Below are 13,716 nucleotides of genomic sequence, written 5' to 3'. Positions count from 1 at the left end.
TCTTATGAAATTTAAAGTATTTCTTACCGGTATTGTTTTGGCATTAGTTTTTGCATCCTGCAGTAAATTTTCAAAGGTTCAAAAAAGTAAAGATGTTGATTATAAGCTAAAAATGGCCGATGAGTATTTTGCCAAAAAGAAATACAACCATGCACAGCAACTTTTTGAAGAATTGTTTCCTATTTATAAAGGCACACAAAAATTTGAAGATCTTTATTACAAGTATGCATATTGCTTTTTTTACCAGGATTTTTATATGGACGCTGAAAACCTTTTTAAAGGTTATTTAGAAGTGTTTCCCAATAGTGTAAAAGCCGAAGAAATAGATTATATGAGGGCATATTCTTTTTACAAGCAAAGCCCAAAGCTGGAGCTGGAGCAGGTAAATACCTTAAAGGCAATGAACATGATGCAAACATTTATTAATACACATCCTGGCTCGGCAAGAATAAAAGATGCCACAGAAATTATTGATAAATGCAGGGGAAAAATGGAAATGAAAGAATTTCGATCAGCTCAATTGTATTATAACCTGGAGCAATATAAAGCTGCGGCACTTGCATATACCAACCTACTCAATAATTTTCCTGAAACACAAAAAGGAGATGAGTATAAATTAATGGTAATTAAAGCATACTACCGTTATGCAAAATTAAGTGTAGTGGAAAAACAGGTTGAACGCTTTGAAAAAGTGATTGAAGAATACCAGGATTTTATGGACCGCTTTCCGGATAGTAAACTTTTAAAAGAAGCGGAAGAATATAACAACTTAAGTATAAATCATCTAAAAGATAAAAAAAATGAGCAAATTTCGTCGTCAGCTAAGCGCTAGTACCAGTAGTGTAGTAGAGCCAAAAAAATTGAGCGAACTTAAATCCAAAACTGGTAACCTGTATGAATCTATTTCTATAATTGGAAAACGTGCCAACCAAATTAATATTTCTATTAAAGAGGAATTGCACAGCAAGCTGGAAGAATTTGCCAGCCATACCGACAGCCTTGAAGAAATTCATGAAAATAAAGAGCAAATAGAAATTTCTAAAGCTTATGAACGTATGCCCAACCCGGCATTACTGGCTACAACAGAATTTTTGGAGGATAAAGTGTATTTCCGTAAAAACGACGAAGACCTGTTTAGCTAATAAGTTTTTAGCTTTACTTTTAAAATAGAATGTATAATTTTAACGGCGGTAAAACCGCCGTTTTTACTATATGAATCTTAAGGATAAAAAAATTTTGCTGGGTGTGAGCGGAAGCATTGCAGCTTATAAAACTGCTATGCTGGTGCGCCTTTTGGTAAAAGAAGGGGCAAAGGTAAAAGTAATTATGACCCATGCAGCAACCGATTTTGTAACCCCATTGACCCTTTCTACATTAAGCAGGAACGAAGTGCTGTATGAATTAAGCGACAATGCCACCTGGGCAAACCATGTAATGCTTGGGCGCTGGGCAGATATTATGCTTATTGCACCGCTTAGCTGTAATACCTTATCAAAAATGGCACATGGTATTTGCGATAACCTTTTAATGGCTGTTTACCTTTCGGCAACCTGCCCTGTAGCCGTTGCCCCGGCAATGGATGAAGATATGTGGAAGCATGCTTCTACTACTGAAAATAGAAATAAGATAAATTCATTTGGTAATATGCTATTGCCTGTAAATAATGGTGAATTGGCAAGTGGCCTTATTGGAGAAGGTAGAATGGCTGAGCCCGAAGAAATACTGCGATGGCTTTTGGACTATTTTCACAAAAAAAATGAACTCAGCGGAAAAAATGTTTTAATTACAGCCGGTCCTACTTACGAACATATAGATCCGGTGCGGTTTATTGGTAATTACTCATCCGGCAAAATGGGCATTGCCCTTGCAGTAGAAGCTGTAAACCGTGGTGCAAATGTTACACTTGTGCTTGGCCCCACTTTTGAGCCTGTTCCCAACGGCATTGATGTAATCCGGGTAAAGTCCGCCACTGAAATGTTTGAGCAATGCACTGCAAGATTTTCAAAAATAAATATTGCAATTCTTAGCGCAGCAGTTGCCGATTATGCCCCTGTAAAAGTGGCAAAGGAAAAAATTAAAAAAACAGAAGATCATTTTGAACTGGGTTTGCAAAAAACACCCGATATTTTAAAAACATTGGGCAGCCAAAAAAAAGCTGGCCAGTTTTTGGTGGGCTTTGCTTTAGAAACCAACAATGAAAAAGAAAATGCCTTAAAAAAATTAAAACAAAAAAATGCCGATATCATTGTGCTCAATTCACTGGCTGATAAAGGGTCAGGCTTTGGCCACAACAGCAATAAAATAACTATTTTTGACAACAATGGAAAAGAACTTGCTTTTGAATTAAAACCCAAAAAGCAGGTTGCAAAAGATATTATTGACACTATTATATCCTACACTCATGAGTAAAGTTTATTTAACCGTTATTGCAGCCACCCTTGCCTTTTCCACCTATGCTCAGGAGCTAAATGCCCGGGTAACCGTAATGGCCAATCAGGTAGGCAATGCCGTAAACCGGAGCACTTTTACCACTTTGCAAAATGCGCTGATGAATTTTTTAAACAACCGCAAATGGACATCAGATGTATTTGCGCCAAATGAAAAGATACAGTGTAATTTTTTACTCACCATTGAACCTGCAGGCGAAACTAATGTATATAATGCCTCGTTAACGGTTCAATCCGGCAGGCCGGTGTTTAACAGCAGTTATATTTGCCCGCTTATTAATTATAAAGACGACAATATAAAATTCAAATACGTAGAATTCCAGCAATTAGATTTTAACGATAAAAGGGTAACCGGACCCGATGAACTGGCATCGAATTTAACTGCTGTTTTTGCTTATTATGCTTATATGATTTTGGGTTTTGACTATGCTTCTTTTTCAATGCACGGCGGCGATGCTAATTTTCAAAAAGCGTTAAACGTAGTAAATAATGCACCGGATGGAAGGGGAATCAGCGGCTGGAAAGCTTTTGATGGCTTACGTAACCGCTATTGGCTGGTAGAAAATATGACCAACTCCCGATATGCTATTATGCATGATATTTACTATGGTTATTACCGCCAGGCGTTTGATAAATTAGTGGAAGATGAAAAAGAAGCAAGAAACGCCATGCTTGCAGTGCTAAGAAAAATGCAAACCTATAGTACCGATAACCCAAACACCATGATCGGCCAGTTTTTTTTTCAGGGTAAGTCAGATGAACTGATTAATATTTTTAAAAAAGCGCCACAACCGGATAAAGCGGCTGCAGTTGAAATATTATCTAAAATAGATATTTCCAATTCTTCAAAATATAAGGAGCAACTGAAATGATAAGGGTATCCTGTTTTATATGGTTGCTGGCATTTTTTAGCTGTAAGCAAAATAAAAATAATGAAATATTACCACCCAAAATAATGCAGCAGGTGTTGTGGGATTACATAAAAACAGATGCTTATATTACTAATTATGTTACTAAAGACAGTTCTCAAAATTCTCAGCTAATCAATGCTAATTTGCAGCAGCAAATTTTAAAAAGATACCATATTACAAAAGAACAGTTCGATAAAAGTTATGCCTACTATGTAGCTCATGGCAGTGAATTGGTAAAAATTACAGATTCTATTTTTGCAAAGAACCAAAGGGAACAATTAAGTAAATTTGTACCGGGTGCATTGCCGGCAAAAAAGAATAGAATGGATTCTGTGCAGATAAAAAAATCAAGAATAAAAAAATTAAGCATTGATTCACCTATAATTAAAAAGCCAAACATCAATAAAAAATTGTATGAATAAAGTTTTTAAAAATGCAGATGATGCCATTAAAGATGTGCAGGATGATGCAGTGATAATGATTGGCGGGTTTGGCTTATGTGGCATACCCGAAAATTGCCTCAAAGCACTGGTAAAAAAAGGAGTAAATAATATTACCTGTATTTCTAATAATGCCGGCGTAGATGATTTTGGCATAGGGCTTTTATTAAAAGGCCGGCAAGTGAAAAAAATGATTGCATCTTACGTAGGTGAAAATGCAGAATTTGAAAGGCAGTTGTTAAGTGGCGAACTAGAGGTAGAGCTTATTCCCCAGGGCACATTAGCCACACGCTGCATGGCAGCAGGGTATGGTATGCCTGCTATTTATACACCAGCTGGTGTAGGTACCGAAGTGGCCGCTGGAAAAGAAAGCCGTGTGTTTAATGGAAAAGAATATTTGATGGAATATGCATTTGATGCAGGGTTTGCATTGGTAAAAGCATGGAAGGGAGATAAGCTGGGCAACCTTATTTATAAAGAAACTGCACGCAACTTTAACCCTTTAATGGCAATGGGTGGTAAAATAACTATTGCAGAGGTAGAAGAGCTTGTAGAGCCAGGCGAACTTGATCCCAACCAGGTGCATACACCGGGTATTTATGTACACCGCATTTTCCAGGGAACAAATTATGAAAAACGCATAGAACAGCGCACCGTAAGGTCCAAAAAATCTTAATTACTTAATTATGGCATTAGATAAATACAAGTTAGCACAGCGAATTGCAAGGGAATTAAAAGATGGTTACTATGTAAATCTTGGCATTGGCATACCTACTTTAGTAGCCAATTATATCCCCGATGGAATAAATGTAACCCTGCAAAGCGAAAATGGCCTGCTGGGCATGGGGCCTTTTCCTGAAGAGGGACAGGAAGACCCGGATTTAATAAATGCAGGGAAACAAACCATTACTACTTTGCCCGGATCGGCTTTTTTTGACAGTGCCTTAAGCTTTGGGATGATAAGGGCCGGTAAGGTTGATTTAACCGTACTTGGCGCTATGGAAGTAAGTGAAAATGGAGATATTGCCAATTGGAAAATACCTGGAAAAATGGTGAAGGGGATGGGCGGCGCTATGGATCTTGTTGCCAGCGCTAAAAATATTATTGTGGCCATGATGCATACCAACCCAAAAGGCGAAAGTAAATTATTGCCCGAATGTAGCCTGCCATTAACCGGTATTAAATGCGTGAAAAAAATTGTAACCGACCTTGCTGTAATTGAAATCGTTAACAATCAATTTAAATTACTGGAAAGGGCTCCGGGAGTAACGGTGGAAGAAATTAAAAGCAAAACAGCAGGTAAGCTAATTGTAGAAGGTGAAATACCAGAAATGAAATTTTAAAAAAATAAAAGGTTGCCCGTAGAGCAACCTTTCCGTAATCATTAAATTTTTTATCGTACTTAAGCCACGGCTTTATTTACAAGTAATGCTGCTTCACTCAATAGTATGGCGCTTTGTACTTTTAAACCGCTTTCATCTATTAATTTTTTAGCCACATCAGCATTGGTACCCTGCAGGCGCACAATAATGGGTATATCAATATTGCCTATGCTTTTGTAAGCATCAATAACACCCTGCGCCACCCTGTCGCAACGAACAATACCCCCAAAAATATTGATGAGTATGGCTTTTACTTTTGGGTCTTTTAAAATTATTCGAAAGCCTGCTTCCACCGTTTGGGCATTAGCGGTTCCGCCCACATCAAGAAAATTTGCTGGTTCGCCACCACTCAGTTTAATCATATCCATTGTAGCCATTGCCAAACCAGCGCCGTTGACCATACAACCTACATTACCATCCAGTTTCACAAAGTTCAGGTTATGTTTTCCTGCTTCAACTTCTGTGGGGTCTTCTTCTGTAATATCCCGTAAGGTAATAAGGTCTGCATGGCGCATCAATGAATTTTCATCAAGGTTCATTTTGCAATCCACAGCAATTATTTTATCATCCGATGCTTTAAATAATGGGTTTATTTCCAGCATGGAGCAATCCAGCCCCGTAAAAGCATTATAAAGGTTGGTTACAAATTTTGTACAATTTTTAAATGCCTCGCCACTAAGGCCAAGGTTAAAAGCAATTTTTCTTGCCTGAAAGGCTTGCAGGCCACCGGCAGGATGTACCCATTCTTTAAAAATCTTCTCAGGTGTGTTATGAGCTACTTCTTCAATATTCATTCCTCCTTCGGTGCTGTACATAATTACATTTTGACCTTTGGAACGATCCAGTAAAATAGAGAAATAAAATTCTTTTCTCTCACTTGGGCCATCATAATACATATCGGCAGCAACAAAAATTTTATTCACCACTTTACCTGCCGGCCCGGTTTGTACGGTAACTAAAGTACCGCCCAATATTTTTTCGGCAAATTCCTGTATATCTTCCATTGATTTGGCAACTTTTACCCCATTAATGCCATTTTCCTTTATGGTGCCTTTTCCACGACCGCCTGCATGTATCTGCGCTTTTACAATCGCAAACTTGCTACCAGTTTGGGTTTTTATTTGGCGGTAGGCATCTTCTGCTTCCTGAACTGTTGTGCAGGCATAGCCATATTGTACGGGTACATTGTATTTTTTCAATAATTCTTTGGCCTGGTATTCGTGGAGATTCATTGTAGAAAAGATTTTGGCGAAGATAAGTAAAAAAATGCTTTCTCATTTTGAGCAAAATAAGCCTTGATATTTTTTTGGTGCATGCAATATTGCTGCCTTTTTTGGTAATAAATATTTTGTTCTTTGCCTGCTTTTTTAAATGGGATTATTTCAATTTTTTAAATTAGTAGCAGATTGTTTTTGGGGTGATTAAAAGAGACCATAATTTAACAAATCGTGCAAATTTAGATGGTACAGCAGGTTTGCCTATTGGAGCTTAAAACTTACATTTGCACATAAAATTTTAGGAATTATGATGCAAAAAATACATGAAGCAGTAGCCTATATAAAAAATATAATTAATGCAGAACCTGTAGCAGGTATTGTATTGGGCAGCGGACTTGGAAATTTTGCTGAGGAAATAAAAGTAAAGCATGAAATTGCTTATGGCGATATTCCTCATTTTCCCGTAAGCACTGTTGAGGGCCATAAAGGAAAATTAATTTTTGGCGAATTAAGTGGAAAAAAAGTAATTGCCATGGCGGGCCGATTCCATTTTTACGAGGGTTATCCCATTCAGGATATTGTATTTCCTATAAGGGTAATGAAATTCCTGGGTATTAAAACACTTTTTTTGAGTAATGCCGCAGGTGGTACCAATCCTTCTTTTAAAGTTGGCGACCTAATGATTATCAGAGACCATATTAGCTTTTTTACGCCCAATCCCTTGGTTGGAAAAAACGTGGATGAACTTGGGCCACGTTTTCCGGATATGTCGGAGCCTTATTCTTTGTCATTAATCAGTGAAGCCAAAAAAATTGCAGCCGAAGCAAATATTGATATTAAGGAAGGCGTTTACATTGCAGTTACCGGCCCAACATTTGAAACTAAGGCCGAATATAAGTTTGTAAATATTATGGGCGCCGATGCAGTAGGTATGAGTACGGTTCAGGAAAATATTACAGCAGTTCACATGGGCCTGCCGGTTTTTGCCGTAAGTGTAATTACCGATTTGGGGATGATGGAAGGCAACCACAGCATCACCCACCAGGAAGTACTGGAAGCCGCAAAAGCTGCCGAACCCAGGCTCACCCATATTTTTAAAGCGTTGATTGCACAGCTTTAATTGCTCCAATGAAAATAATATTTTTTTTATTGCTGGTTTTTGGTTTGCATTCTCTGGTTTTTGCACAGGATCTTGAAATTATCAGGCGGGCTGGAGCCATTGGAAAATCTGTGGGCGCAGGTTCCCAAAGGCAGGATACTATTGCTTTTGAACATCGTAAAGATGATACCCTTTTTTTAAGTTACCGTTACCTGGATTCTACAAGAAGAAGTACGCTGGATTCTTCCATTAATGATTTTGACCACTATTATTCCGTTCCTTCTTATTGGCAAAACCTGGGCAATAACGGAGCTGCGGCCACAGCACTTATTTATAACTCTTTTGCAAAACCCGGGTGGGATGCAGGCTTTCATAGCTTTGACCTTTACCGCTTTACCACCGAAGGAACAAAACTGTACAAAACAAACCGGCCTTTTTCAATGCTGGCTTACCAGTTGGCTTCAGGAAAAGAACAAATGATACAGGTTGTGCATACCCAAAACCCAAGGCCCAATGTAAACTTTGGATTTGATTACCGTTTAATAAATGCACCGGGATTATTCCTTAACCAAAACAACAACCATAATGCATGGCGTTTATATGGAAATTACCAGGGCAAACGCAAAAGGTATAACGGAACAATAATTTTATTGGGCAGTAATATTAGGGCATCTCAAAATGGAGGAATTGTAAACGACTCCCAACTGGTAGATAAAAACAGGAAGCAAAGATTTGCCGTAGATGTAAACCTTGGGGATATAAATGGCTACAGGCCAAACCCTTTTGTAACCTCGGTAAAAACTGGTAATATTTATAAAGACTTTACTTTTTTCTTACGGCAAAGCTACGACTTGGGTAAAAAAGATTCTATTGCCATTAACGACTCTACAACCGAATATTTATTTTATCCCAAATTGCGTTTTCAGCATACGTTTACTTTTAATAAATATAGCTATCGTTATTTAGATGTGGAAGCAGACTCAACACTATATGAAAACTGGTTTGCAATTCGCTTGCCCAATGCCAATGATACCGTAGTGCTCAATGAAAAATGGCAGATATTGAGCAATGATTTTTCGCTGTTGCAATTTCCCGATACTAAAAATACCGCTGAATTTTTTCTTGCAGGTGCCACTATTCAAAATATTAAAGGAACACTTGATTCGGGAAATACCAACCTGCATAATATTTTTGTGCATGCCGAATACCGCAATCGCACCCGTAATAAAAAGTGGGATATTTTGGCCAAAGGCGAATTATATTTCAATGGATATAATGCCGGTGACTATGGCGCTTATGCCAGCCTTAGCCGTTACTTTAATAAGCGCTGGGGTTATGTAAATCTTTTTTTCAATAATGTAAACCGGAGCCCATCATTTATTTTTGACCCACGCAGTAGTTTCAATTTGGGCAATGCCGGAAATTTTAAAAAGGAAAATATCATCAGTTTTGGCGCTACTGCCAATAACCCTTTTGTTCAATTGGGCTTTACCAATTATCTTATTACCAACTATGCTTACTTTGAGGGGAATACTAAAACTGCCCAGTTTTCAAAACCAATAAACATTAGCCGCTTTTCAGCTTCAACTAAATTAAAACTCAGTAAAAAAATTAACTGGTATATTGAAGGTGCTTTGCAGCTAACCGATGCAGCGGCACCAATTAAGGTACCCAATATTTATACCCGTAACAGGCTTGCTTTTGAAGGTAAATTCTATAAAAACCTCATGTTAAGTACCGGCCTCGATGTGCGGTATTTTACGCCTTATAAAGCTTATGGCTTTTCTGCAGTAACCGGGCAGTTTGTAACGCAGGATTCTGTAACTATAAAAAACCTCCCCGATGTTGCAGCCTACCTTCATTTTCGCATCAGGGGTTTTGCCGCATACATCCGGGCCGAAAATTTAAATACGGTAAGCACAATAAACGGGTTTGGATTTATTAATAATAACTTTGCAGCGCCGCATTACCCAACGCCGGGTTTAATAATAAGGGTGGGTATACGCTGGTGGTTTTTGAATTAATTACTGTGAAGTTTGTGCATACCATATTGGCCTTTCTTAAGAAAATAGGTAAAGCCATTTTTGTAAGAAAAAAAGAATGCTGCAAGTAACTATTCGCTGGCTTTTGCTATTCCGTAAACCAATTTATTAAGGTTGCGTTCTTTAAAAAAGTCAGTACAAATGGTATGGCAATAGTGCAGTATTTGCTCAAGCGCTTTGGCATTACCCAGTAAAATTTCGCCGGCCCTTGCTATGGCTTTTTCTTTGTCAAGGTTTTCGGTATGTTCCAAAGCTGCTGCAAGCTGGTATATACCCAGGCCTTTATCTTTCTCATTGCCCAGTTCATTTATCATCCAGCTCAGCGAAAAGAAATAATTTTTTTCCAGCAGTAAAAAATATTTATTGCTCCCTGCTTCAGGAAAAATATTATAAGGCGAGTTTAATATTTCCGGTGTTAAGTATTTAGGCAGTTCTGCAATAGGGTGGGCGCTGTTGGTATATTGAATACTGCCCAGCATGGCTTGCGGATAAATGCTTAACCAGCGTAGTTTTCTCCTTAATTCATGTACCTGCTCTTCCAGTTGGGTAAAGCCATTGCCAATTTTTTTATAAAAATCAAATATCTCTTTTATTTCATTATCATAAAAATCCAGCAACAACTTTATTTCCTTTTTCTCTTTTTTCCAATCTGCACCTTCTAGTTTTTCTTTAATACAAGTAATGCGGCTTTTATTTTCATCTATCCATCCGTCTTTAATCAGTATTTCATTTAAATCAGTTAATTTTTTTTGCATCTGCTCTTTTAAATATGCAATTGCCGTTTTGGGTATGGTTATAATGCCTTCAAATTCTTTAATATAAAAATCATAATAATCAATTTGGCCAAGGCCGTCTTCAATTATCTTAAAATAATTGTTTCTTATTTTTTTAAACTTTTTTTTATTGTGAAATGCTTCATGGATTTTTGCCAGGCCTTGCAGCATAAAAAAAGGCGTGCGGCCATTGTGCTGCAGTAGCCATAATGCCGGGTTGGGCTGCTTCGCTGCATTGATTATTAATTCATTTGTTTTTTCTAAAAAATGGATAAAACGGATATATCCGGGCCGCATAGTAATTGTTTTTATTGCTTAAGTTTAATTGGTTTACATTTCAAAAAAAGCCACAGAGCCACCCACCCAATCTTTATCTTTATTATAACGTGTACCAATCATTTTTCCTTTACTCAGTCTTGCCAGGTTAAGTACGCCTACGGGTTTTTGCCATTCGTTTTTCCAAAAATAGAATAAGCGAATTTCTGCTTTTGCCGGTTCATTGGGCGTTTCTATTACGGGAGCGTAGTTTACTTTTTTTTGCAATATCCAGTTTTCCGGGTCTTTTATGGCATCAATGTCTGATTGCTGTACATCAATTACCACACCCATTCCGGCAAATGAAAACAATGGTTTTAATACAAATTCATTTAAGTTTACAGCTTGTTTTATTTCATTGAGAAAATAAGTTTCCGGCACACATTGATGTTGTATAAAAGGCAAAGTAAATTTGCTGATGCGGTTGAACCAATTTGGGTGCGGCGCCCATTCTACATCATATTCTTTGCTTAAATCTATAATGGGTGGTAAATTTTCTTGTTTTTGCAGGTCGTCAAAAATTACCCTGTTGTAAATTCTTTTGATAGCTGTTTTTTTTCCTGCATTTTCATAATAAAGGTTTTTTCCATCGGCTTTTACTTTTGTGAGGCAAACGGTTTTAATGCCCAATAAAGTTTCGGTGCAATAAAAATCTATCCTGGTTTTTTGTTGCTCAGGAAAAATTTCCAATAAAATTACATTTTCGGCGTTCAGGTTGCCTACAATTATTTCTTTTAAGAGTTGGGTATAGGATTCTTTATTGTATCCGTTTAAATAAGGGCTGTAACTTGCAGGGAGTGCAGCATATTCGGCTGTGAGTTGGCTGTGGTACACCTGAAAGCCAAATAAGGTTGGGAAGCCCTGCATTTCTATAAGCTGGGGCTCCAGTTCGCCTGCAGCATTTTGGCAAACACCAAAATCAAAAACCAAAAACTGGGTGTGGGCATCCTCTCCGGGTACGTTCATATCTTTGGGGATGCTGTTTTGGGTAAGCTCCATAAAGTGCGGATCGGTTATTACTTCAATAATTTCATCGCAGGCGCTTAGCATTTTTTCTTTGAATGCTCTGGGAACAAAAACAGGTGTTTCGGCATTGCGAAAATCTAAAGCGCCTGGATGCAACGCTTCAATTTTTTGCATGTAAGTATCATATTTTTCCTGGGTAAATGAACGATTGAATTGGTCTCTTAATTTTTTATCCATAGTATTTAAATCTTGTAGCTAAAAGTACGCATAAAGCCATAAAAAAAATTTAATAACCTGTATTAAATATTTGTACTTTCATATCATAAAAAAAATAATTGTATGCAACATATCCGTACCGAAGATATTATCATCATAGATATTGAAACTGTTTCTGAAAAACCATTTTTTACAGCGTTGCATGAAAGCTGGCAGCAGCTATGGCAGGGTAAAGTGGAAAAACAACTTCCACAGGATGTAACGGCAGCAGATTTTTATACACAAAGGGCAGGAGTGATGGCAGAGTTTAGCAAAATTGTGTGCATCAGTATGGGTTATTTTATGAAAGAGCCGCAATTGAGGATGCGTATTAAATCTTTTTACGGCCACGATGAAAAAAAAATACTGGATGATTTTTTGGAAACTATGACAAAAATTGAAGGCCGGAACAGTAAATGGTGTTTTGCCGGGCATAATATCAAGGAGTTTGACATTCCATTTATTTGCCGCAGGCTATTGATCAACCGTATCCCTATTCCCCGGTTTTTGGATTTTCAAAATATGAAACCCTGGGAAACCAACCTGGTAGATACTTTTCAATACTGGAGGTTTGGCGATTATAAAAATTTTACATCGCTTAAATTGCTGGCGGCAGCGCTTGAAGTGCCATCGCCTAAAGACGATATTGATGGCAGCATGGTAGGTAATGTGTATTGGAAAGAAAACGACCTGGAACGCATAAAAATTTACTGCCAGAAAGATGTTGCCACTGTGGGTAATATTTTTTTGCGTCTCAAAGGAAAAGGCCTGGTTCACCCCGATGATATTGAGTATGTATAATAATTTTTTTGCTGTTAATAAGCCCACTTTACCCAAATAGCGCCCCAGGTAAAGCCACCGCCAAATGCTGAGAGAATAATATTATCTCCTTTTTTTAATTGGTTTTCCCATTCCCAAAGGCATAGTGGTATAGTGCCAGCCGTGGTGTTACCCAGTTTATGGATGTTGATCATTACTTTTTCTTTGGGTAAACTCATGCGGTTTGCGGTAGCATATATAATACGTAAGTTGGCCTGGTGGGGCACAAGCCATGCAATATCGTCTGCAGTAAGGTTATTGCGTTGCATCAGTTCATAGCTTACATCTGCCATTCCTTTTACAGCAAATTTAAAAACGGCTTGCCCTTCCTGGTACACATAATGTTCTTTGGCCAGTACGGTTTCAACCGAAGCTGGTTTTACAGAGCCACCGGCCTTTTGGTGTAAATATTGCCTGCCGCTGCCATCGCTTTTTAAAATACTGTCTTTTATACCTGTATCTTCCTGTGTTGGCTCTAATAATACGGCGCCGGCGCCATCGCCAAAAATAATGCAGGTTGCCCTGTCGCTATAATCAATAATACTGCTCATTTTATCGGCGCCGATAACTATTACTTTTTTATAACGGCCGCTTTCAATAAATGCAGCACCGGTACTAAGGGCATATAAAAAACCCGAACAGGCTGCGCCAATATCAAAACTAAATGCATTTACAAAACCTGCTTTATCGCTTACAATATTTGCCGTTGCCGGAAAAACCATATCCGGTGTAACGGTGGCACATATTACACATTCAATTTCTGCAGGATTGATGCCAGCTTTCATGCAAACTTCTTTCGCTGCTTCTGCTGCCATATCGCTAGTGCCTAAACCTTCACCTTTTAAAATTCTTCTTTCTTCAACACCGGTTCGTGTACGTATCCATTCATCATTGGTATCTACCATAGTTTCTAACTCCTTATTGGTAAGCCTGTACTCGGGTACATAACCACCCACAGCCGTTATGGCAGCATTTATTTTACTCATGAAAAATAATTTGCCACAAAATTAATGGAAAAAACAGGTAAGGTTTTACAGTAGCCCAATCTAC

The 13,716-nt window shown here is 38.0% G+C and carries 14 protein-coding genes; 10 read left to right on the top strand and 4 right to left on the bottom strand.

What is annotated here, in order from left to right; translation table 11 throughout:
* The first annotated feature begins 4 nt into the window (after nucleotides 1–4).
* The 7 genes from bamD to IPO46_03470 all read left to right on the top strand — a co-directional run bounded on the left by bamD (nucleotide 5) and on the right by IPO46_03470 (nucleotide 5,141).
* Nucleotides 5–832 (top strand): outer membrane protein assembly factor BamD, encoded by an 828-nt coding sequence (gene bamD, locus IPO46_03500; protein ID QQS63673.1) that lies wholly within the window; start codon nucleotides 5–7, stop codon nucleotides 830–832.
* On the top strand, nucleotides 801–1,142 hold the full coding sequence (locus IPO46_03495; protein QQS63672.1) for a DNA-directed RNA polymerase subunit omega: 342 nt from the start codon (nucleotides 801–803) through the stop codon (nucleotides 1,140–1,142). Before bamD ends, IPO46_03495 begins: the two co-directional genes overlap by 32 nt.
* A 70-nt stretch (nucleotides 1,143–1,212) precedes the next feature.
* Nucleotides 1,213–2,409, top strand: coding sequence for a bifunctional phosphopantothenoylcysteine decarboxylase/phosphopantothenate--cysteine ligase CoaBC (coaBC, locus tag IPO46_03490; GenBank protein ID QQS63671.1), 1,197 nt, complete (start codon nucleotides 1,213–1,215; stop codon nucleotides 2,407–2,409).
* A complete protein-coding gene (locus tag IPO46_03485) occupies nucleotides 2,402–3,319 on the top strand; it encodes a DUF4835 family protein (protein QQS63670.1) in 918 nt (305 codons plus the stop codon). The genes coaBC and IPO46_03485 overlap by 8 nt, the downstream gene beginning before the upstream one ends.
* Nucleotides 3,316–3,780, top strand: a complete 465-nt coding sequence (locus tag IPO46_03480; GenBank protein QQS63669.1) for a DUF4296 domain-containing protein — start codon at nucleotides 3,316–3,318, stop codon at nucleotides 3,778–3,780. The genes IPO46_03485 and IPO46_03480 overlap by 4 nt, the downstream gene beginning before the upstream one ends.
* Nucleotides 3,773–4,474 (top strand): CoA transferase subunit A, encoded by a 702-nt coding sequence (locus tag IPO46_03475; protein QQS63668.1) that lies wholly within the window; start codon nucleotides 3,773–3,775, stop codon nucleotides 4,472–4,474. The genes IPO46_03480 and IPO46_03475 overlap by 8 nt, the downstream gene beginning before the upstream one ends.
* Nucleotides 4,475–4,484: 10 nt before the next feature.
* Nucleotides 4,485–5,141: a CoA transferase subunit B gene (locus IPO46_03470; GenBank protein ID QQS63667.1), complete on the top strand. Its 657-nt coding sequence runs from the start codon at nucleotides 4,485–4,487 to the stop codon at nucleotides 5,139–5,141.
* A 59-nt stretch (nucleotides 5,142–5,200) separates the two neighbouring features.
* On the opposite strand, the gene sucC is transcribed toward IPO46_03470, so the two are convergent.
* Entirely contained in the window at nucleotides 5,201–6,412 is a 1,212-nt protein-coding gene (gene sucC, locus IPO46_03465; protein QQS63666.1) for an ADP-forming succinate--CoA ligase subunit beta, read from the bottom strand.
* A gap of 292 nt (nucleotides 6,413–6,704) precedes the next feature.
* Here sucC and IPO46_03460 point away from each other — a divergent pair, with 292 nt between their 5' ends.
* Together IPO46_03460 and IPO46_03455 are read left to right on the top strand one after the other, a co-directional pair.
* Nucleotides 6,705–7,517 (top strand): purine-nucleoside phosphorylase, encoded by an 813-nt coding sequence (locus IPO46_03460; protein ID QQS63665.1) that lies wholly within the window; start codon nucleotides 6,705–6,707, stop codon nucleotides 7,515–7,517.
* Nucleotides 7,518–7,525: 8 nt separating this feature from the next.
* Entirely contained in the window at nucleotides 7,526–9,520 is a 1,995-nt protein-coding gene (locus tag IPO46_03455; protein QQS63664.1) for a hypothetical protein, read from the top strand.
* An 89-nt stretch (nucleotides 9,521–9,609) separates the two neighbouring features.
* On the opposite strand, the gene IPO46_03450 is transcribed toward IPO46_03455, so the two are convergent.
* Together IPO46_03450 and IPO46_03445 are read right to left on the bottom strand one after the other, a co-directional pair.
* Complete coding sequence (locus IPO46_03450) at nucleotides 9,610–10,608, bottom strand: hypothetical protein (GenBank protein ID QQS63663.1); 999 nt, start codon at nucleotides 10,606–10,608, stop codon at nucleotides 9,610–9,612.
* A gap of 33 nt (nucleotides 10,609–10,641) precedes the next feature.
* Nucleotides 10,642–11,829: a hypothetical protein gene (locus IPO46_03445; protein ID QQS63662.1), complete on the bottom strand. Its 1,188-nt coding sequence runs from the start codon at nucleotides 11,827–11,829 to the stop codon at nucleotides 10,642–10,644.
* 102 nt (nucleotides 11,830–11,931) lie between these two features.
* Between IPO46_03445 and IPO46_03440 the strand changes: the two genes are divergently transcribed.
* Entirely contained in the window at nucleotides 11,932–12,648 is a 717-nt protein-coding gene (locus tag IPO46_03440) for a ribonuclease H-like domain-containing protein (protein QQS63661.1), read from the top strand.
* Nucleotides 12,649–12,662: 14 nt separating this feature from the next.
* On the opposite strand, the gene IPO46_03435 is transcribed toward IPO46_03440, so the two are convergent.
* Nucleotides 12,663–13,652, bottom strand: a complete 990-nt coding sequence (locus IPO46_03435; GenBank protein QQS63660.1) for a ketoacyl-ACP synthase III — start codon at nucleotides 13,650–13,652, stop codon at nucleotides 12,663–12,665.
* Between the last annotated feature and the right edge of the window lie 64 nt (nucleotides 13,653–13,716).

The sequence above is a fragment of the Chitinophagaceae bacterium genome, assembly GCA_016699815.1.
GTDB lineage: Bacteria > Bacteroidota > Bacteroidia > Chitinophagales > Chitinophagaceae > Ferruginibacter.
This window is presented reverse-complemented; position numbering and strand designations above follow the sequence as displayed.